Here is a 21,166-nt window from a genome sequence, read left to right as displayed (position 1 = left end):
GATATTCCTGCATAAATATTAAGTTAAGAAGAGACCAAGAATGAAATCACAACTCCGCATTATGGCATGTGTCGTAGCCGCACTCGTATCTGGCGCAGCTATCGCGTCCGTATCGACGAACCCAGGTTCCGATGCGGGTACACAGGGCACCGGCGGCCAGGTAAAATTCACCGGTTCAATCACCGATTCATCTTGTAACGTTGATAGCAGCACCGCTAACCAGACCGTCGACCTTGGTAAATGGGCAAAATCCTATTTCACCGGCGTAGGCACTGAAACCACCAAAACCGCTTTCCACATCAAGGTCAAAGACTGCCCGGATTCCGTAGAGCAGGTCTCCGTACTGTTTGACGGTAACAAAGATAAAATCAATTCTTCCCTGCTGGCCGTTGAATCTGGCGCAACCGGCGTGGGCATCAAACTGTATGAAGATGACCAGACTAAACAGGTTATCCCTGGCGTCGTGTCGGCAAAACACGCGGTTGTTGAAGGCGATGATGCCGGCTCTGCCGATCTGACCTTCTACGCTGACTACGCCTCTACAGGCGCAACGGTAACGACCGGTACCGCGAATGGCGTGGCCGATTTTAATATGGTTTATAACTAATTAAGCCGTGAGCAGAAGGCAACTTCTGCTCAATTTTTTGCTTTATCTAATAACGCTGGTCATTCCTATGAATCGATTTATCGCGAGCATAGCTCTTTCTGCATTTGTTTTATCGACGACGGCTCAGGCCGGTATTGTCATGGGAGGAACTCGCGTAATTTACCAAGAAGGAAAACGAGAAGCCTCTATTTCGGTAAGTAATGCCGATACGTCTACACCCTATTTAGTACAGTCGTGGGTGGAGAATTTTTCCGCCACAGATAAAAGTCAGCCGCCTTTTATTGTGACCCCGCCATTGTTTCGCCTTGACCCTGAACAAAAAAATATACTGCGTATTAACTACACTGGCGCAAATTTACCCAACGACCGTGAGTCCGTATTTTGGTTAAACGTTAAAAGTATCGCCCCCTCGAAACAGGGGGAGGACAATAAATTACAGGTCAATATTAAGTCAAAATTTAAGATCTTCTATCGGCCAAATCATCTTGCCGGTGATGTGACGGAAGCCTGGAAACAGCTAACGTTCCATTCCGTGGGTTCAGAACTGACCGCTCATAATCCTACCCCTTATTTTGTTTCATTTTTCTCCCTTTCGGTCGGCGGTCAGGAGCTGGAGTCTCCGGGCATGATTGCGCCGTTCAGCGACAAAACGTGGCCGATTAGCCGCTTAGGTACCGTGAAATGGCGGGCGATAAATGATTTTGGCGGTGTGACTGATTTTACTCAACGGTAATTATTACGGGCCCCAGCGTGAAGACGACAACCTCAGACTCCCGGAACGACGATACTACACTCGGTACCGCCGTGCTGCTGGCCTGCGTGCCGACGGCACTGTTCGTCTTGTGTTACAACCCTGCTGTCTGGGCTGACGATTACTTTGACCCGGCGGCCGTTGAATTGTCTGACCCGCAGCAAAAAACCGCCGATTTACATTACTTCGCCAGGTCGGGCGGCCAGCAGCCGGGGAGCTACCCCGTAACGGTGTGGGTGAACAACCAGCAGGTTGCACAGGAGACGGTGGAATTTATCGACGGCGGCGATGGTCTGCTGCCGGTGCTTACGCCAGAGAAGCTGGCGGATTATGGCGTCAACATCAGCGCCTTCCCCGCGTTCGAGCAGTTACATGATGGCGAAACGTTAACCCATATTGAACGCTTTATCCCCGATGCCAGCAGCCATTTTGATTTCGCCAGCCAGCGGCTGAATCTGAGCATTCCGCAGGCGGCGCTGAACCTTAAAAGCCGCGGGTACGTCGATCCGTCACGCTGGGACGACGGCATTCCGGCGGCGTTTGTTGACTATAACCTCAGCGGCGCCCAGTCCCATGAAGACGAACGCACAACGCAAACGAACTACCTCAATTTGCGCAGCGGCGTTAACCTCGGCGGCTGGCGGCTACGTAATATTGCCTCCATGCAGTATGACAAAACCCACCGCTGGCGTTCACAGAGTACCTACCTGCAGCACGATGTGCGGGCGCTGAAGAGCCAGCTGCGCATTGGTGATACCTATACCAGCGGCGACGTGTTTGATAGCGTGCAGTTCCGCGGCGCGCAGCTGATGTCGGAAGAAGAGATGCTGCCGGACAGCCAGCGCGGATTCGCCCCGGTTATTCGCGGTATGGCCCACAGCAATGCCAAAGTAACCGTCTCCCAGCATGGTTATGTGATTTATGAAACCTTCGTCGCCCCCGGCGCGTTCGCGATTAACGATCTTTATCCGACCTCGCAGAGCGGCGATCTGGAGGTGACGGTTAAAGAAAGCGACGGCTCTGAGCGAAAGTTTACCCAGCCGTTTTCCGCCGTGCCGTTTATGCTGCGACAGGGACGGGTGAAGTACAGCGTCAGCGCCGGACGCTTTTATTCCACGCAGCCACAGACCCGTGAGCCGCAGTTTGTGCAGTCGACGCTGTTCTACGGGCTGCCTGCCGATATCACGTTCTACGGCGGCGCGCAGGTGGCGGACGATTATCAGGCCTGGTCCGCCGGGCTGGGACACGGTTTTGGCGAACTGGGATCGTTAGGCTTTGATTACACCCGCGCGACGACCCGCACGCCGTCAAATCGGCGCTACAGCGGCAACTCAGCGCGCCTGCAGTACCAGAAAGAGTTTGCCAGCAGCGGCACATCGCTCAGCCTGGCAAGCTATCGCTATTCCTCCAGTGGTTACTATGACTTCAGCGAGGCGAATGCGCTGGAAGGCCGCTACGGCGTCACGGATAATAAACGCACGCGCGAAGAGTTCTCGCTTTCACAAATGCTGGGCAGCCTTGGCAGCCTGTCCGCATCGGCCTGGATGCAGACTTATTGGCACGCTCGCGGCCATGATGAGACAGTGCACGTCGGTTTTTATAGCGCCTGGAAAGGCGTCTCCTGGGGCGTGGGCTACTACTACACCGCATCGTCAGAATATAAAAAAGCCGATCGCTCGTGGTCATTTAATCTGAACGTACCGCTGGGCAAAATGCTGCCGGGCAGCTCTGTCAGCTACAGCAGCACCACCGATAACGCAGGCCACGCCTCGCAGCAGGCTTCACTCTACGGCTCGGCGCTGGAGAAAAACAATCTCTTCTACAGCGTGCAGCAGGGGTACGGTAACAACGGCCAGGGCAGCAACAGCGGCGTGTCTCTGGACTATCGCGGCGGCTACGGTGAAGCGCAGGTGGGTTACCAGCATGACAAAATCAGCAATCAGATAACCTGGGGCGCTTCCGGTTCCATCGTAGCCCATCCTCACGGCGTCACTTTCGGCCAGTACACCGGCGACAGCTTTGCCGTGGTTCGCGCGCCAGGCGCCGACAACGTGGATATCGAGAATGGCACGGACGTGCACACCGACTGGCGCGGCTATGCGATTGTGCCCACGCTGACCGCCTACCGTAAAAACGACATCAGCCTGAATACCGAAACCATTCCAGATGATGCCGACGTGGAGCTGCTGGGACAAACGGTCATCCCTGGCGGCGGCGCTATCGTCGAGGCGGATTATGCCACGCACTTGGGGAATCGGGTGCTGTTCACCCTGCGCGGACGCGGCGGGCCGCTGCCGTTTGGCGCCAGCGCGAGGGTTAAAGGCGATGACGATGCGGCGACCGGTATCGTCGCCGAGCAGGGGCAGGTGTACCTGAGCGGCGTGCCGGATGAAGGCACCCTTGAGGTGCGCTGGGATGACCATAACGCTACGCAAACCTGCGTGGCCCACTTCCATCTTCCTGACAATCAGCAACGTCGGCCGGTCAAAACCGCCAGCGTCACCTGTTTATAAAAGGTCGCGAATATGAATCGAAGATATGCTCTTTTTGGCTGGCTGATATTGCTGGTCGCGGGGATCAGCAGCCCACGGGTGTGGGCGGAAAGCTGCAACACCACCGTTGGCGACATGACCATTAACACCCAGAACGTGCAGTACCTGCCGACGCTGCCGGTCAATTCGCATATGTCGCATTCGCTGGCGGATAACGGCAGCGGTATTCACTTTACCTGTGACCTGCAGGCACCGGCTTCCGCCTGGAAAAGGCTGATTTACCAGCAGGTAGATACTTCCGGTGCCGCTATCGCGGTGAACGGGGTGCACATTTTTGCCAGTAAGCTCAGCGGGCTGGGCTATTCGCTGGGCTTTCAGTGCAACGGCGGGGCGGTGCACTACATCGATGGCACGTCTTCTCCGGCAGGGAAAGAGTCGGTCACCGTGTGCGACAGTGCCGATCTGTCTTCACTGCTTTCCGAGCGTGAGATTATTGTGAAGGCGTATGTCACCTTCTATAAAATTGGCGATGTGCAGTTGGTCAGCGGTAACCACGCTAACGTGGAGTCGCAGCCGCAGGTCGGGAAGCTGTATATGGAACAGCAGGATGCTTCAGGAAACGGCACGGCCACCTCGTCGCCGACGTTCCTGAGTTTGTCGGCCCTGAACGTGGATATTGGCTCCAGCGGCAGCTGCGAGGTCGCGACAACGACCATCAATGTTGGCCTGGGATCAGTCAATAAATCCGCGTTCAAAGGCGTCAATACCACCGGCGGCAGCGCGCAAAACTTTGCCATCCCGGTGTACTGCTCGCAGCCAACGGACGTACGCATCGGCTTTTTCGGCCTGGAGGCCGATGCCAGCCTGCCGGATACGCTGGCATTAACCCAGGGTGAGGGTACGGCTAAAGGCGTGGGTATTAAGCTCAGCTATGGCAGTAACGACGCGCCGGCACCGACCGCTGGCACCGCGGTGAAGCTTAACGAATCGGCGAATCTGCCGGTGCTGAAGAACGTGAAGGCCAGCAGCGTCTCCAGCGCCGAGCGTATCAACTTTACTGCGCAGTACGTACAGACGGGCAGTACCGTGAGTGCCGGCACGGCCAACAGCATGGCGACATTTACGCTGATTTATAACTGACGCTTGCCGTTGCCATGCCGCGCCATCCGGCGCGGCTAAACGTCGGATGGCGGCAGCGCCTGTAAAATGCGCAGCGCTTCTGCGTCGTTCAGCGGGTAGTCAAAGAAACGGCGGTAAAACGCCTGCGTCACGCTTGCCATGTTAACGTCCGGAAATAAGTCTGGATGCAGCATGGCTGCCGCCCATTGAATTTGTAGCGCGCTTTCGGTGCCATAGCGATCCCACGGGAAAACGCCCGCAGGGTTCTGTTGCACTCGATTGTTTTTCACCGCCTTCAGCCCGGCGAACAGCCCGGCGTAGGCAGAATTCGCCAGAGAACCGCAGTTCGCGCCCAGAATGATCACATCGGGTTGCCAGGCCAGTACCTGTTCCGGCGAGACTTCTCTCATATTTCCCTCTATACCCGCCGCCGCATTTTTGCCGCCGGCCAGCGTTATCCAGGTGTCGATCAGCGTTTTGCTTCCGTCTACTTTCAACGGCTTGAGCGATTGAATATGCAGCACCGTTGGACGCTGCGCGTCGGTAAGCCCCTGCGTTTTATGCTGCACGTTCTGGAGGACCGATTGTAGATACTGGTTGTAATCCGCCGCACGCTGACGTGCCGTTTGTGTTCCCAGCGCTTCAGCGGTGGTAGTGACGGATTTCATCAATGAGGGATAATCGGTAAATGCCATCTCGAGCGTCGGTAAGCCAGCCTGACGGTAGCTTTCTGCGCGATCGTTACCCCTGGCGGTAAAGACCAGATCCACCCGTTTTGCCAATAGGCTTTCCGGGTTAAAGGCCGTGCCGCGAACCTGGAGGGCGTGATGGAGCGTCGGGGTGATTTTAAACATCCACGGCTGGCTTTCGGGATGGTTAACGGTGGCGACAATCAGGCTGCCTGCACCCAGGGTCATCAGCACCGAATGGTGCGCAAACCAGCCGTCGGCAATTGCGCTAACCCGATCGGGTACCGTTACGGTATGACCAGCATCATCCACGACCTGACGCGAGGCCAGGGCGGGGAAGGCTAGCCACGCGCAGAGTAACCACGCATGGCGACGTTTCATATGCGTGCTCCTTAAAAATCAATCTGCATGGAGAGCTCAGCCTGACGCGGTGCGCCCAACTGTGCGCTGGCGTAGCCCGCACCGGTATAACCGGTCAGCGCGCCCGGGACCACGTTGGTCCAGTAGCGGCGATTGGTCAGGTTGGTGACGTCCAGACGGAAGGTGACCGGCGTATTGAACATGCGGGTCGCGTAGCTCCCGCCTACGTCGACGGTCGTATAGCTTCCGACCCAGCTATCGTTGGCATTATCGGTCGCGCGGCGACCGACGTAGCGTACATTGGTGTCAACATCGACGCCCGGCAACTGCTCGAGGCTATATACCGCCAGCATGCTAGCGGTGAATCGCGGCAGGCCGACGACCTGTTTGCCGTTAGCGCTTGCGCTTGCCGTGTCGTGCAGACGCGGATCGAGCCAGGTGGCACCGCCGAACAGGCGCAGGTTACGCGTGACGTGCCCGTCAGCCATCAGCTCCAGACCTCGGTTTTTCTGCGTGCCGTCTTCGGCAAAATCGCCGCTCTCATTGGTGTAGGCGAACGGACGTTTCGCCTGGAATAACGCGGCAGAGAGCATCAGATCGTCAATCGGAGCATATTTGGCCCCCACTTCAATTTGATGGCTACGGTACGGGTCGAGGATCTGTCCGGCATTGCTGGCGCCTGCCGGTGCGGTATCACCCTGCTGCATGCTATCAGCCCAGGTGGTGTACAGGGTGATATTGTCCAGTGGCTTATACATCAGGCTGGCTGAACCGCTGGCCCCGCGATCCTTTTTATCGCTGGTCTGCTGACGGGACTTATTGTAGTTACTGACCGTGAACAGATTTTCACTGCCGGAAAGCAGCAGGCTCCACTGCGGGCTAAAGTGCAGCGTGTCGCTCAGCAGAAAAGCGTGCTGAGTCGTGGTGGCGGATTGATAGCGACGGTTAAAGTCCGGGTACGGCGGTCGTGGATAGGTTGGGTGCTGATCCAGCGAGGAGTGACCGAGCGTGAAGGTCCCTCCGTTTACCGGATTATAGTTTTTCCACACGAAGCCGCGTACGCCGGTACTGATATCGTGCGTTAACCAGCCGGTGTCGACGCTGCCGGTCAGGTTAGCCATATAGCTATTGATCGTAAAGCGGCTGGCGGCCGAGTTGGCGGTGGTGGTGGTGTAACTGCCGCGATTGTCGGTCAGCGTGTTGGTCACGGTGGTTGATTCCCGATCCGCTATCTGGCGCAGCACGCCGACGTCCAGCAGCCAGTTTCCGTCGAAATCATGCTTCAGATGCAGGCTGGCGGTGCTGGTTTCATCGTCATTACCTGCGTAGCGCTGACCGTATTTCGCTTTGGTTGCGTCAAGCGGGGAAGGGAAGTGTACGCCTTTGGCCAATGCAAACGACCCGGCCATGCCTTTTTCATAATAGTGGTAGTAGCTGAAGTTGCTCTCCAGTACCGTTTTATCGGTCAGCTGGAAGTCCAGGCCCAGGCTCGCCAGCTGGCGGCGTTTATGGCTGCCGCTGGTATAGCCATGGCCCTCGTCATTGAGCAGGTTGAGGCGATATTTGACGCGGTCACCGTCGTCAATCGGTCCGCTGAAATCCAGCGCGGTTAACGCGCCGTTGCCGGTGCTAGCACCTACAGTGACGCGGTGCAGCGGAGTGTCGGTGGGGCGTTTGGAGACCAGATTAAACATCCCGGCAGGGTTGGCTGGGCCATAAAGCGATCCCGCAAGACCGCTCAGGACCTCCACGCTCTGGAACTGTTCAGCGGCGTATTCTGTGGTGGAGACAGCGTTCAGGCCATCAATCATATGGTTTTGCACCACGCTGCCCTGCATGCCACGGGTTTGCGGTCGGACGCCCTCTCCCTGAACGGAAGGCATATAGCGGTAAACATCCTTAACGCTTTTTAGCTGCTGTTGGTTTATCAACGACGACGACAGGGTTTGTACCGACCATGGAACATCAATCAGTGCGCGCTTACCCAGCCCGCCGATCGTGGCTTCTTTTTGTGAGGCCAGCGGCTCTTGCTGCGTGCCTTCTGCTGCCGCTGTGGAACTACCGGAGACCACCATGGTGTCTTCAGCGTAGCCAGGATGGGTGATGGCCAGGCATGACAGCGCCAGTAGGCCCATATTGAACGGTTTGCTTTTATAAGAGAACATTTTGAATTCAGTGTGTTAGCGGAAAGACTGGTGGTAAGCGAGTTACCATCGACGCATGAGGGGAACAGCTATTATTATTTGTGTGATGAATATGATGTGAGCTTTCGATATATAAGTCAATATATAACGAAGGGGTAGATCAGGCGAAAAAAAACGCCCAATGTTTCCATTGGGCGTCGGGTGTCGAGCGGGGGAAGAACGTTATTCGCTAACTTTTTTCTGCAGGTCAGCGGCACCTTCTTTGGTTTTATCCCAGCCTTCTTCAGCACCTTTTTTCGTGGCGTCCCAGCCTTTCTGGGAAGTCTCTTTGGTTTTGTTCCAGCCTTTCTGCGCACCTTCTTTGGTGGCATCCCACCCTTTTTCCGTGCCTTCTTTGGTTTTGTGCCAGGTCTTCTGAGCGCCTTCGCTGACCTGACTGCCGACGCTGTCGCTTTTGCCTTCAGCGGCGTGTTTGGATTTCAGTTTTAGCTCTTCGCCCTGATTTTGCGCCTGATGCAGTTTCTCTTTGGCAGTATTCGCGTGCGCCTGAGCCTCGGCGACCGTCTCATCGGTAGCGTGTGTGGTCGCAGCGAAAACCGGGGAAGCCAGCAGGAGTGCTGAAAGTGCAATCGTTGTTTTTTTCATCTTAAATCCTCATCAGTTTGTGAGCGTTAGAAAGCATGGCACAGACATTCTGATGCGGCTCTAGGAATAAACTGTAATTGAATCATTGTGTTCCCAAGGCGGTTTTCACCACCTGACAATTATCATCGTTCCAGCACGATGAGCGGCGCGTCATCGTGGGACTGCGTAACGCGCATTTCGGCCTGGTAAAGGCTGCGCAGCGCCGGTTCGGTCAACACCTCCTGCGGCGTACCGTTGCTGACGACTCGCCCCTTTTCCAGCAGTATGATGCGATCGGCGTAGCGTGCGGCGAGGTTGAGATCGTGCAGCACGCAGCAGACGTTAAACTGACGTTCCTGCACCAGTTGACGGAGCAGGCGAAACAGGTGCTGCTGGTGGTGAATGTCCAGCGCCGACGTGGGTTCATCAAGAAACAGCCATTTAGGCGAGGGCTCGGGCTCCCACAGCTGTACCAGTAATCGTGCCAGCTGCACCCGCTGCTGTTCGCCACCGGAAAGATGGCGATAGTCGCGAGCGGCCAGCTCGCTACAGCCGCAGAGTGCCAGAATGCGCTCGCTTTCGTCACCCGGATTGCGGGTTCGGTGAGGGTGGCGGCCCATACGCACCACTTCCATCACGCTGAACGGAAAGGCCATGTGACAGTTCTGGCGCATGACCGCTCGCGTTCTCGCCAGCTCTGCCGTTGGCCATTCGCTAAGTGGCTTACCTAACAGCGAACACTGGCCGCTATCCGGCTGCAGATAACCGGTTAGCTGGCGTAGCAGGGTGGATTTCCCCGCGCCGTTCGGCCCGAGAATAGCCACAATTTCGCCGCCGGGTAGCGTCAGAGAGACGTTATTCGTCAGGCGTCGCCCCTGAATGCTGTACGTCAGGTTACGGGCGTCAATCATAGCGCTCTCCGGGTACGTAAAATCAGCCATAAAAAGTAGGGGCCGCCGATCAGGCTGGTCAGCAGACCTACCGGCATTTCTGCGGGCTGGACCAGCGTACGCGCCAGGGTGTCGGCGACCAGCAGCAGGCTGGCACCTGCCAGCGTTGAGCAGGGGATGAGCCAGCGGTGGTCGGCGCCGATGGTCATGCGGATAAGATGCGGGATAACCAGACCAATAAAGCCAATCACCCCGCTGACCGATACCGCCGCGCCGACCAGCAGCGAGCTCAGCAATAACAGCTGCTGGCGCCTGCGTTTGACGTTGACGCCGAGGTAGTGCGCCTCTTCGTCCCCGAGCTGTAGCAGGTTAAGCGTGTTTGCCAGCCAGGCGGTGGCGAGCATGGCGGGAAGCGCAAAGGAGGCTGCCACGATCAACGTGGGCCACTGCGCCTGCCCGAGGCTGCCCATAATCCAAAGCGTAAGCTGGCGCAGCTGTTGCTCGTCGCCGATGTAGCTCAGGATACCTATCGCCGCGCCGCACAGGGCATTGATGGCGATGCCCGCCAGCAGCAGCTGCATCATGCCGCCGTGGGTGTGGCGCAGGCTGATGAGAAAGATCACCGCGCAAACCACCAGGCTGCCGGCGACGGCGAAGATCATCTGTTCATACAGCATCATCACCGCGGGGAGCGAAAGCGGAAAGATAATCGCCATGCCGACCATCAGCGCCGAACCGCTGCTGACGCCCAACAGGCCCGGATCGGCCATTGGATTGCGGAACAGTCCCTGCATGATGACCCCCGCCGTTGCCAGCGCGCCGCCAACCAGCACGGCCAGCAGCACGCGCGGCAGGCGAATATTGAGCCAGATATCGCGATATTGCTCGTCCAGCAGGGAGGTGAAGGTGATTTTTAGCGCACCCTGGCTGGCGCCAACCAGTACGAGCATCGCCAGTATCAGCAGCAGGCCGATAAAAACGCTGAAGGATGAGAGTGAATCCTTGAACACGCAAATCTCCATAACATCGATGCGGCGCTGCCGGGCAGCGCCGCGAAGGGATTAGGCCGGTTTAAGGCCCGGCTCGATCAGGCTGTAAACCTGATGATTGAGCGTTGGGGCGCTGGCCAGCGCCTGAATATGCGCCGCCACGTCGGCACGCTGCACAAAACCATGTACTTCCTGCTGCTGAATGCGCTGCGCTTTGCCGCTGGCCGCGCCGTTAAGCAGGCCGCCGGGGCGCAATATGGCATAGTCCAGCGTGCTGGTTTGAAGCCAGCTTTCCGCCAGCGTTTTTTCTCTGACCGCCTGACCAAATGCCGCCTTCGCACGTTCGGAAAGGAACGGCCAGCTGTCGCCGCAGCCCAGTGAGGTCACCAGAATCATCCGGCGGATACCCGCGCGCTCCGCGGCATCAATGACCGTCCGGTGCGCCAGGTAGTCGTGCGCGCCGCCCATGGTGGATATCACCGTGGCCGACGGGCCCGCGGCCAGGCAAGCCTGCGCAACGCACTCGGCGTCGCAGGCATCGCCGACGATTGTCGTTACGCCGCTAGCCTGTAGACGTGCAGCGGCCTCAGCGGTGCGCACAAGCGCCACGACCGGGCGTTTTTCGACCCGCGCGCGCTCAAGCGTCATGGCCCCCACGCCCTGTCCACCGGCACCAAAAATCAGCCACGGGCTCATCAGGCATCCCCTTTCAGCGCGGCGGCCAGGGTACGGAAGGCATCAACCTGCTCGCTCAGCAACTGGCGGTGATCATCGCGGCCGAGGAAGATTTTGAACATCGCGCTACCCGCGGCGTTGAAGAACAAGATTGAGGCGGTATCCATCGCCATAAATTTACGTTCGACCAGCGCGATGTGGGTGCAGTTTTCCGCCTTGATGTGGCCGGTCATCCCCTTTTTACCGCGCAGGTTGAAGTAGCCGTGGCGGTGGAAACCGGACGGCAGCTCGCCGGTAAATTCCAGAATGACGTCAGCGGTATGCACCAGCGTGGTGACTTTGCCCCATTGGCAAACGCTGTCCCAGACGGTGTCAAACCGATCGCCGCTCACCAGCGTGTGGGACGGCAGATGGCGTACCACGTCCAGCAGCGTGGTGTTGTATTGCCCGGCGATGGCTTCCAGCGTGCCGTCGGGCTCGGTTTTTAAAAAGTCGTGCAGAGAAACGTTGCTCATCATTAGCTCCTGTTATGGGGTTTCTACCGCAATACGCGGTGCGTTAAGCTCCTGAATCAGTTCATCAAGAGACTGTAAAATGTTGCTGGCCCAAAAACGGCCTTCGTTGGTGAGACGCAGACAGGTGGAAGCGTCCTGGGTTAATCCCGCGCGGTGCCACTGTGCCAGCAGCGGAGCGAGACGGGCGGCGTGTGGCGTCAGATCGTCCAGCGGTACGCGAGCCGTTTCAACGCCAGCCTGTAGCGTATGTCGCCACTGGAAGCCACGGTCGGCGGTACGCATCATCATCATCAGCGGCTTTTTGCCGGCAGCGATGGCGTCATGCCAGTTGTTCAGATTGCGTTCGACCATCCACGAATAGCCATTGACTGAGCCGCCCGCGCCGGAACCCAGCGCCAGGCAGTCTGCGCCTTGCTTAATCAATAGGTTATAGAGATTGCGTTCGCGGGTGGTGCGCGCCCAGTGGCTGTTGCTAATACAGCGCCATCCGGCCTGCGCCATAAAGTCGCAGCCCTGGAGGTACAAATCGCGGCGTTCCGCTGGCTGCGGTACCTGAGTACGCCCATTTTCAACCGCTTTGCCGAGCGGCGTATTTGGCAACAGGTTCAATGCGTAGAGATCTACGCCGTCCAGGCCGATATCGCGGGCGATCGCCAGATCCTCGCCCCACAGTGTGGCATCCTGTCCCGGCAGGCCAAACAGCAGATCGCATACCACCGCGGCGCGATCGCGGCGCACCAGGCCTTCCATAAAGGCGATGGCGGTAGGGCCGTCGGAGGTGCGGGCCATTTTTTTACGGATTTTGCTGTTAAATGACTGAATACCAATCGAGAAACGGTTTGCCCCCGCGTCCAGGCAAGCGTCGATGCGCGCGTCATCAAAGTTCAGCACGCGGCCTTCAATGGTTATCTCACAGTCCGGTGCCAGCGGCAGACGTTCGCGCAGGGCGGTAATAATGCGTGCCAGATCGCGAGCGGAGAGCGCAGAAGGCGTGCCGCCGCCGAAGTAGACCGCATGAATCGGCGCGGACTGATGCAAAACGCTATCGGCCTCCATCGCAATTTCATGCAGCAGCGCGTCGGTATAACGCGCACAGCTATCTTCTTCATAACGGTTCTGATAGAAGCCGCAGAAGGTACAGTGGGTGGCACAAAACGGAATGTGCAGATACAGCAGGCGTTTGCGCGGCGGCGCGGCCTGGCTCAGTACCTGCTGCCAGGTGGGCTCCAGCTGTTCTTTGGCGATCGGAACGGCGCCTCGCCAGGGCATTGTCGCCCGGCGATCTTTGAAGGGCTGACCGCCCTCCTGCGCGAAGTGCGGGGTGAGATCCAGTTCGTTGTCGGTATTCAGCATAACGGGTATTTCAACATCCTTTAGTTTGGCCACAACTGGCGGTGCAGCGTTTCAACGGCGTCGGCGACGCGCGGGCCCATTCCCAGGATCAGTGCCTGATCGAGAGTGATGATCCGTTTATTTTTCCACGCGGCGGTGCGCGTGATGCCAGCGATGGTGCTCAGGCGGTTGATATCGCCTTCTACCATCTGTGAGGTAACGATAATGACCTGCGGATTGGCGGCGATCAGCGCTTCGGCGCTGTAGCTGCGATACTGCGGATGCTGAGCGACATTTTTCGCCCCCGCGAGCGTCATAATGGCGTCGGCAACGCTGCCTTGTCCGGCAACCTGCGGCGCGCTGCCGCCAGCGCTGAGAATAAACAGGGCGGTAACCGGCGCCGGCTGGCTGGCGGTGCTTTGGGCGACGTTGGCCAGACGCTGGCGAATGTTGTTAACCAGCGCGTTGCCTTTGTCGTCTTCGTTCAGCGTTTTCGCCAGTGCGTGAATGTTGGCGTACATCTGCTCGACGGTTGCCGGAACGCGCGGCAGCGTAACGACGTCTACTTTCTGCGCCCGGAGCTGATCGAAGACGAGCTGCGGCCCCGCGTCCTGCCAGGTGATAAAGCGGCTGGGTCGCAGCGACAAAATGCCTTCGCTGCTGAGCTGTTTCCAGTAGCCAATATGCGGCAGGGCCGCGGTTTCTGGCGGGTAGCTGGTGGTTTCATCAACGCCGACTACGCGGTCACCCGCGCCCATGGCATAAATCAGTTCGCTCAGCGAACCGCCCGCAACCACAATGCGCTCGGCTGCCTGCGCGCTAAGCGCACAGGTTAAGGCCAGTAATCCTATGGCGAGTTTTTTCATCATCAGAAGTTCCAGGCAAAGCCGATGGCCGCGTTAAAGCCCGCCGCAGGAATGGATTCGTGCGCCGTGCGGTAGCGTTTATCGGTCAGGTTGTTGAGAGCAAGGTTGACCTGATACTGGTCGTTAGCACCGAATTCGGTATTGACGGCCAGGTTCAGCGTTGCCCAGCCGGGGCTGCGTGTTTCGGTACCGCTGCTGTCGTCCTTAGCGCTTGAGGCAGCGCGGATAAAGACGTCAGAGGTGACGTTCGCGGCGTTTAGCATCAGCGTGTGTTTGAGCCCAACGCGGCCGTTGATCGTGGGTTCACCGGTGTGAGTGGTTTTCAGCGTCGCGGTTTCGTACTGGCGGCGAATCAGGTTACCGCTGATGTAAGGGGAAACGGCCCAGCCGTTATATTCCGCGCTTAGCTCCATTCCCCAGGTTTTGGCTTTGTCCATGTTGTCGTAGTAATAGTAGCCGCCGCGTGAGGTGGCGCTATTGCCTTTGCAGACGGCTTCCCCTGCACAGGCTACGCTGGCGATATAGTCTTTGGCTTCGGAATAGTAGACGGCACCGTCGACCAGCCACATGTTACCGTTGTAGCGAGCGCCCAATTCGACATTATTGGAGTGTTCTGCTTTCAGGTCCGGATTCCCGTAGGTCACGCTGCCGCCGGCGGACGTTTGCATAAACAGCTGCGAAAGCGTAGGGAATACGTAGCCCTGGGCAAACGCTGCGCGTAGCTCAACGTTGTCGAAACCGGAGTAGCGCAGGCTGGTCGACGTGACCAGCTCGCTGTCATGCGCCGACTGCCCTGGGATCGAGGCATCGCTGGTGACGCCGGAAGCGGTTGATTGACCGTCACCGCGGGTCAGTTTTGATGACAGCCAGTACTGGCGAGCGCCCAGCGTCCACGTCCAGTTGTCGGCAAAGTGCCAGTCGTTCTGCGCGAACAGGGAGGTATTGCTTTGTTCTGACTCGTAATAAGAACGGGTTTGCGTTGCGGTATTGATCAAACCGGTTGCCGATTGATTGGTGGTATTCCCGGCTGACGTCTGAGATACCCGGTCGCGTTTATACTGTGCGCCCAGCACCAGGTTGTTATCCGCTGGCAGGGTAAAATTGCTTTGCAGCGTAAGGCCCTGGGTATACTGCTTATCGTGCGTGTGGGTCTGATTATGCACGGTCAGCGCCTGAATCATCGGGCTCGGAATGGCCTGCGTGGTTTTCACCTCATTCTCAAACTGGCGCTCGATCGTCTGCTGATAAGCGTCAATATGGATCTTTTTCAGGTAGTCGCCGTCTACGTCTATATCGTAGAACAGGCCCACTTTTTCGCGCTCCAGCTTCGGAATTTTTACGCTAAAGGCGTCATAAGCCCCTTCGGTATCTTCAAAATAGGTCTGGGTAGAGAGTCGATAGCGATCCAGCGACAGGCCAAAGTGCTGGTTGTCGAGGTTATAGCCCAGCCAGATAGCCTGGCTGTTATTGCGGTTGTGGGTATCCGGCAGGCGGCCGTCAGGGGTTTTTCGGTCGCCCTGGTCGGAATAGCTGCCGTTAATGCGGTAGTCGAATTGTCCGATGCTGCCCCAGGCCGCGGCCGACTCTTCCCAGCCTGCGGTTGAGGAGTTGTAGACCGCTTTTACGGTTCCCGCGATGGGCTTGTCGCCGCCTTTCCGGGTGATAAAGTTCACCACGCCGCCGATGGCCTGTGAGCCATAGAGCACGGAATAAGGGCCTTTCACGACTTCAATACGTTCCAGCGCCGATTCATCGATCAGCAGACCGACGCCATAGTTATCGCCAGCACGCTGGTAGGTTACTTCCTGCCCGTCAATGAGGATCAATACGCGAGAAGAGGCTTCGCCACGAATGCGAATCTGCTTACGGCCGGCCAGCGAGTTATCGGTGACTTCAACGCCGGGGATATCTTGCAGATCGTCAGCAATGGAGGTGCTGGTGGCATTTTTCAGCGTTTGCTGGTCAATCACCTGAATGGTCGCCGGGCTTTCCCAGAGGCTGCTCTGCGCACGATTCGCCGTCACCACAAGCGTTTCTTCTTTAGGCGCTGCGTTTTGTGCTGCGTTTGCCGTGGTCGTGCCCACGGTGGTGGAAATACATATCGCTAGGGCCGAGAGTGCGAATGACCCCCGTGAGACGGTGTGTAGCATCATTAAACCTGTAAATGTATATGAGTATGATAATGATAATTAGTATCAAATAGACTTACATATGAAGGTCTGTTGCGTCCAGCATTGAACATTCAAACGAAATGCATCTTTGATTTTGGTCAATTTATGCAGGTGGTAACAGACTGTTTTTCCAGTTAATTACCTGTCACTGTTAATAATTATGCGCCTAATTTTTTCGGCTTTTTGCCGGGAAAGCCGGCGGCCGAGTAACGCTGTAGCGACCCGTCAGGTAAACTGTTCCGGTTTGCATTTTCAGGGGAGTAGAGACGTCATGGTTCTGGGTGATTAGCGGGTGATGATAAATAAAATTTGCTGGGGGTTGTTGGTGCTGGCGTTGATAGCCAGCTTTGGGTTCGTTTATCCCGTTTTGGCGTGGCTGCTACTGATCAACATCCTGACCTTTCTGATTTACGGTGCGGATAAGCTTGCCGCCTGCAAAAGCTGGCAACGCGTACCGGAAAAAACGCTGCTGGCGTTTGGGCTGGCAGGCGGGTGGCCTGCCGCCTGGCTTGCGCAGCAGGCGTTCCGCCACAAAACGCAGAAACAGCCGTTCAGACGCTGGTTTTTTGGCAGCGTGGTTTTAAACCTCGCGGCGGTAGCGGCGGCGCTCTACCTCTGGCGGGGAGGGAGCTGGTAGCGAGACAGCGTGCCACATTGGCGGCCGTTGACTCAACGCACCAGGCCCATCCCGGCACGGAGCTGGTGCGTCAGGAATATCAGGATGGCTGCCCTGCCGGTGAACCTAAATACCGATGGTAAAAGGGAATAAGCTGCGCCAGCGCTTGCGACGTGGCTTCCGGGCGATCGTACAGATCGTAGTGAGAGGCACCGTGTACAACCTGAAGCGTTTTTTCCGTGGAGCGGGCGCGCTGATACAGCTCATAGCCGTCGCGGTATGAGCCAAAACCGCCGGGAACATCGCCAATAACAATATGCAGCGGCTGCGTCAGTAATTTTTCCGTAAAGGCAAATGCATCCCAATTTAACGCAGGGGCGATACTGGTAAAGCGCAGTTTGTTAGGTGAGCCGGTCTGACGTCCTCGTGGGGTGGTGTAATAATCCACCGCTTCAGCGATGTCGATATCGGTAATGCCTGATTCGGCCAGCTCAGCCATATCGGCAGGAATGTAGCCCACCACCAGAGGGTCGCTTCCACGGGCTTCCGCGGTGCGTTGTTTACCCAGCGCCTCAATCGTCTTGAGTGCGGCATCAGGGTTCGCGTCTCCCTCACGCAAGATGCGTCCATAGTTGGCAGCAACCACGGTTGCCACTGCACGGAAACGGTGGTCAGTGGTCGCGGCATTCACGGCATACCCGCCGCCGCCGCAGACGCCTAATACGCCAATGCGATCTTCATCGACATAGGGTAAGGTCACGAGATAGTCGATGGCGCAGCGAAAATCTTCCACCCGAGTGGCCGGGTTTTCGCTGAAACGCGGCTCGCCCCCGCTTTCGCCCTGCGTCGACGCATCAAAAGCCAGAGTGATAAATCCCGCCTCAGCCAGCTTTTGCCCATAGATTGCGCCCGATGTCTGTTCTTTGCAGCTACTGATGGGGTGAGCGCAGACAATGGCCGGGTATTTTTGATGCGGGGTAAATCCCTCCGGGAAGCGGAGAGTCGCTGCAACCTGCCAGCTGTTGTGCTTAAAGGAAACGGATTGTTGGTTCGTCATTGTATGAACTCCTGAAACGGGTTGCGGTGCCTAACGTACTGTTGCTTTCAAACAGCTACCTGCGTCATTCGCCAGTTTATCCGCGGTAATACACGACGCCTTGGCGAACAGACCATCGTCATTCATTCCGCTGTTTTCGAAAGCGTGGGCGACGTGTGCGGTGACGATGAAGTGATGATAGGGCTGGACACTGCTTTTGATTAGACGGAATAATGTGATGTCAGTTATTAGCGTGGCTTATTAATATGATCAAAGAGAACCTCAACGATCTCCTCATATTCCTGACGGTGGTTCGGGAAGGCAGTTTCACGCGCGCCGCAGCAAAAGCCGGGACGTCGCAGTCGGCGGTGAGCCAGACCATCAGTAATCTGGAAGCCCGTTTGCAGCTTAAATTGCTCAATCGCACCACCCGAAGCCTGACGCTAACCGAAGCGGGCGAACGTCTGGCGCAGCGGATTGGCCCAGCCATTGAAGAGATTGCCGAGGGGTTGGATCAGCTGGCTGAATGGCGGGATAAGCCTGCGGGCAGGGTGCGCATTTCCGCCGATGAATATGCTATCCAGCAGGTATTGTGGCCGAAACTGGCGCCGGTGCTGAGAAACTATCCCGATATTCACCTTGAGCTCATCACGGATTACGGCCTGGTGGATATTGCCAAAGAGCGTTTCGATGCTGGCGTACGCCGAGGAGGGCTGATCGCCCAGGATATGGTTGCGATACCGATTAGCGCCGAGCATCGTATGGCGGTCGTGGTGTCGCGCGATCATCTGCCCGCGCAAGGTTTACCAGAAAACCCGGAACAGCTACTGGCATTACCCTGTATTAATTTGCAGTTGCCTACGCATGGGCAGAATTTGTCATGGACGTTTTTGATTAATGGGCAGGAACAAAAGTTACGCGTGCAGGGGCAGATTATTGTTAACGGCATTAATCAAGTTCATCAAGCCTGCCTTGACGGCTATGGATTTGCATATGTTCCGCAGGCATTAGTGCAACATGATATTACCTCTGGCAAACTGCTCTCGGTACTTGAACGTTTCACCATTACCTATCCGGAATATTATTTATATTATACCAGTCGCTTGAAATCGTCGGCGGCGTTCAATGTCATTATTGAGGCGCTAAGATATAAACAGCTTTAATACCAGAGTTCCCAATGTTATTGCTGTGGTTTTAAATATTATTACGATGGTCCAATTATGAATAATGAAAAAGGAATCGGAAGGTGAATTTGAAAGGGGTTATCCATAATGTTAACTATTGTTGAATTTAAAGTAACACCTCGTAAAATCGAGGTGTTTTCATTTTCATAGACGAGTATTTAACTGTCATGATATAATGCGGCGGAAAAACATGCGGGTTATTAACCGGTATGTAATGTGAATAAATTTTCGAGGAGACTATTCCAGTGGGACGTAAATGGGCCAACATTGTTGCTAAAAAAACCGCCAAAGACGGTGCAACATCTAACGTATATGCAAAGTTCGGTGTGGAAATCTATGCTGCTGCGAAACAAGGTGAGCCGGACCCGGAATCAAACTCAGCTTTAAAATTCGTTATTGAACGTGCGAAGCAAGCGCAGGTTCCAAAGCACGTTATCGATAAAGCCATTGATAAAGCTAAAGGTGGCAGCGACGAAACGTTCGTACAAGGGCGTTATGAAGGCTTTGGGCCGAATGGTTCCATGGTTATCGCTGAAACGCTGACTTCCAATGTAAACCGTACCATTGCTAATGTTCGCAACATTTTCAATAAAAAAGGCGGAAATATTGGTGCGACGGGTTCTGTCAGCTATATGTTTGACAATACTGGCGTGATCGTATTTAAAGGAACCGATCCTGACCGTATTTTTGAAATTTTGCTGGAAGCTGAAGTTGATGTTCGCGATGTAACCGAAGAAGAAGGGAATATCGTTATTTATACCGAAGCAACAGATCTTCATAAAGGCATTGCCGCGCTTAAAGCAGCCGGGATTACTGAGTTCACATCAACAGAATTAGAACTGATCGCGCAATCAGAAATTGAACTTTCGCCAGAAGATTTAGAAGTCTTTGAAGGGCTGGTTAATGCCCTTGAAGATGACGATGATGTTCAGAAAGTTTATCATAACGTTGCAAATCTCTAATTATATATTAAAAGAATCTGCCATTATGGCAGATTTTTTATCTTTTTAATTTTTATAAAAATTAATGTAGCCAGAAGCGATGGTGATATTAATGGCTGCTGCTCAAAAGTCATCTCCCGAATTTAAATTTCAGGCCTTTATTCTCTTCGCGGTCGGTAGCGTATTGTGCCGTCTGGGTACACGGCACAATGGTTGAGCAGGCGATTAAGCCTTTTCGGCGATCACGTCCTGGACCAGCCAGTCATGGAATATTTTTACTTCATGCCGCATGGCGTGATGTTGCGGGGTCACCAGATAATAGGACCATGTGAGCGGCCAGCGATGCCTGGGGTGCAGCAGGACCAGTTGTTCGGTTGCGATAAGCTGCTTCACCAGCGCGTATCGTACAATTGCCACCCCACGTCCGCTCAGGGCCGACAAAACGACGGCGGCTGTGGAATTGATGTGCAAGCCGTTTTCATGGGCCGCGGGCGCGCCGACCGCGCTGAGGACATCATCCCATGAGGGAAAATGCGCGCCGGGGTGCGGCGTGTCATCATGGATCAGTTTCTGCGCGGCGAGCCATTCACCGCAGGTGGTTTTCTCCGCGGGTACCAGGCGCGGGCTGCAGACCAGCACCGCTTCTTCGTCCATTAGCCAGGTTTTATTCACGCCCGGCCAGTCTCCCTGGCCGCAGCGAATGCCTATATCGGCTTCGCCGTGTGACACGTCCATGAGCTTTTCGGTGACGTTGAGCCGTAGGTCAATGCTTTCATGGGTTTCAGAAAAGCGATTCAGCCGTTCCATCAGCCAGTTCATCATCAGCACCTGTGAGGCGGTTACGACAACAACAGAACGAGCCCGCCGCCCACGTAGTTTATTTAATCCGGACTCCAGCTTATCAAGCCCTTGGGTAATGTCCTGTAAGGCGTCCTGCGCTTCATCCACCAGCGTCAGACGCTCCTTACCTGAACGGGTACGGTGAAGCAGCGGATGCCCAACCCAGTCTTCCAGCGAGCGAACAAGCTGGCCTACGGCCGCAGATGTGACGCCCAGTTCCTGTGCTGCGCCGGTAAAGCTGCCATGCCGAGCGGTGGCTTCAAAGGCGTGCAGCCATTTCAGTCGGTTAAGCGATCGCATGACCTCTGTCCTGATTGATTATTTT

19 protein-coding genes are annotated in these 21,166 nt (G+C 56.1%); 7 read left to right on the top strand and 12 right to left on the bottom strand.

The window, feature by feature from the left end:
* Positions 1-40 precede the first annotated feature (40 nt).
* From H7R58_RS17435 to H7R58_RS17420, 4 genes are all read left to right on the top strand, one after another.
* The gene (locus tag H7R58_RS17435) at positions 41-607 is read left to right on the top strand and encodes a fimbrial protein (protein ID WP_106928354.1); all 567 of its coding nucleotides are present in this window, start codon (positions 41-43) and stop codon (positions 605-607) included.
* 67 nt (positions 608-674) lie between these two features.
* Positions 675-1,340, top strand: coding sequence for a fimbrial biogenesis chaperone (locus H7R58_RS17430; protein WP_182930150.1), 666 nt, complete (start codon positions 675-677; stop codon positions 1,338-1,340).
* Positions 1,341-1,357: 17 nt separating this feature from the next.
* A complete protein-coding gene (locus H7R58_RS17425; RefSeq protein ID WP_182930151.1) occupies positions 1,358-3,871 on the top strand; it encodes a fimbria/pilus outer membrane usher protein in 2,514 nt (837 codons plus the stop codon).
* Between the two features lie 12 nt (positions 3,872-3,883).
* Complete coding sequence (locus H7R58_RS17420) at positions 3,884-4,990, top strand: fimbrial protein (RefSeq protein WP_182930152.1); 1,107 nt, start codon at positions 3,884-3,886, stop codon at positions 4,988-4,990.
* 35 nt (positions 4,991-5,025) lie between these two features.
* Here the strand turns inward: H7R58_RS17420 and H7R58_RS17415 are convergent, their stop codons facing one another.
* From H7R58_RS17415 to H7R58_RS17370, 10 genes are all read right to left on the bottom strand, one after another.
* Complete coding sequence (locus tag H7R58_RS17415; RefSeq protein ID WP_182930153.1) at positions 5,026-6,039, bottom strand: ABC transporter substrate-binding protein; 1,014 nt, start codon at positions 6,037-6,039, stop codon at positions 5,026-5,028.
* Positions 6,040-6,050: 11 nt separating this feature from the next.
* Positions 6,051-8,183 (bottom strand): TonB-dependent receptor, encoded by a 2,133-nt coding sequence (locus H7R58_RS17410; RefSeq protein WP_182930154.1) that lies wholly within the window; start codon positions 8,181-8,183, stop codon positions 6,051-6,053.
* 201 nt (positions 8,184-8,384) lie between these two features.
* On the bottom strand, positions 8,385-8,807 hold the full coding sequence (locus H7R58_RS17405) for a hypothetical protein (RefSeq protein WP_106928366.1): 423 nt from the start codon (positions 8,805-8,807) through the stop codon (positions 8,385-8,387).
* 122 nt (positions 8,808-8,929) lie between these two features.
* Positions 8,930-9,697: a heme ABC transporter ATP-binding protein gene (locus H7R58_RS17400; RefSeq protein WP_106928367.1), complete on the bottom strand. Its 768-nt coding sequence runs from the start codon at positions 9,695-9,697 to the stop codon at positions 8,930-8,932.
* Positions 9,694-10,686, bottom strand: coding sequence for a FecCD family ABC transporter permease (locus H7R58_RS17395; protein WP_227674168.1), 993 nt, complete (start codon positions 10,684-10,686; stop codon positions 9,694-9,696). The genes H7R58_RS17400 and H7R58_RS17395 overlap by 4 nt, the downstream gene beginning before the upstream one ends.
* A gap of 51 nt (positions 10,687-10,737) precedes the next feature.
* Entirely contained in the window at positions 10,738-11,361 is a 624-nt protein-coding gene (locus H7R58_RS17390) for an SDR family oxidoreductase (RefSeq protein ID WP_182930155.1), read from the bottom strand.
* Positions 11,361-11,855 carry a heme utilization cystosolic carrier protein HutX gene (hutX, locus tag H7R58_RS17385; RefSeq protein ID WP_182930156.1) on the bottom strand — a complete coding sequence of 165 codons (495 nt, stop codon included), beginning with the start codon at positions 11,853-11,855 and terminating at the stop codon, positions 11,361-11,363. Before hutX ends, H7R58_RS17390 begins: the two co-directional genes overlap by 1 nt.
* 12 nt (positions 11,856-11,867) lie before the next feature.
* Positions 11,868-13,205 carry a heme anaerobic degradation radical SAM methyltransferase ChuW/HutW gene (gene hutW, locus H7R58_RS17380; RefSeq protein ID WP_182930594.1) on the bottom strand — a complete coding sequence of 446 codons (1,338 nt, stop codon included), beginning with the start codon at positions 13,203-13,205 and terminating at the stop codon, positions 11,868-11,870.
* Positions 13,206-13,228: 23 nt separating this feature from the next.
* Complete coding sequence (locus H7R58_RS17375) at positions 13,229-14,053, bottom strand: heme/hemin ABC transporter substrate-binding protein (protein ID WP_106928438.1); 825 nt, start codon at positions 14,051-14,053, stop codon at positions 13,229-13,231.
* Between the two features lie 2 nt (positions 14,054-14,055).
* Positions 14,056-16,203, bottom strand: a complete 2,148-nt coding sequence (locus H7R58_RS17370) for a TonB-dependent receptor (protein WP_182934806.1) — start codon at positions 16,201-16,203, stop codon at positions 14,056-14,058.
* A 313-nt stretch (positions 16,204-16,516) separates the two neighbouring features.
* On the opposite strand from H7R58_RS17370, the gene H7R58_RS17365 reads away from it, so the two are divergent.
* A complete protein-coding gene (locus H7R58_RS17365; RefSeq protein WP_182930158.1) occupies positions 16,517-16,861 on the top strand; it encodes a DUF1294 domain-containing protein in 345 nt (114 codons plus the stop codon).
* 79 nt (positions 16,862-16,940) lie between these two features.
* On the opposite strand, the gene H7R58_RS17360 is transcribed toward H7R58_RS17365, so the two are convergent.
* Positions 16,941-17,897 (bottom strand): alpha/beta hydrolase, encoded by a 957-nt coding sequence (locus tag H7R58_RS17360; RefSeq protein ID WP_182930159.1) that lies wholly within the window; start codon positions 17,895-17,897, stop codon positions 16,941-16,943.
* 245 nt (positions 17,898-18,142) lie between these two features.
* Here H7R58_RS17360 and H7R58_RS17355 point away from each other — a divergent pair, with 245 nt between their 5' ends.
* Both H7R58_RS17355 and H7R58_RS17350 read left to right on the top strand, forming a co-directional pair.
* Entirely contained in the window at positions 18,143-19,039 is an 897-nt protein-coding gene (locus H7R58_RS17355) for a LysR family transcriptional regulator (protein WP_227674170.1), read from the top strand.
* A gap of 266 nt (positions 19,040-19,305) precedes the next feature.
* Entirely contained in the window at positions 19,306-20,022 is a 717-nt protein-coding gene (locus tag H7R58_RS17350; RefSeq protein ID WP_106928379.1) for a YebC/PmpR family DNA-binding transcriptional regulator, read from the top strand.
* A gap of 204 nt (positions 20,023-20,226) precedes the next feature.
* Here the strand turns inward: H7R58_RS17350 and H7R58_RS17345 are convergent, their stop codons facing one another.
* Entirely contained in the window at positions 20,227-21,141 is a 915-nt protein-coding gene (locus H7R58_RS17345; protein ID WP_182930160.1) for a LysR substrate-binding domain-containing protein, read from the bottom strand.
* Positions 21,142-21,166 lie beyond the last annotated feature (25 nt).

Source organism: Klebsiella sp. WP4-W18-ESBL-05 (assembly GCF_014169075.1).
Lineage (GTDB): Bacteria > Pseudomonadota > Gammaproteobacteria > Enterobacterales > Enterobacteriaceae > Kluyvera > Kluyvera ascorbata_B.
Note: the sequence above shows the minus strand (reverse complement) of the source record. Positions and strands in the feature narration are given on the sequence as shown.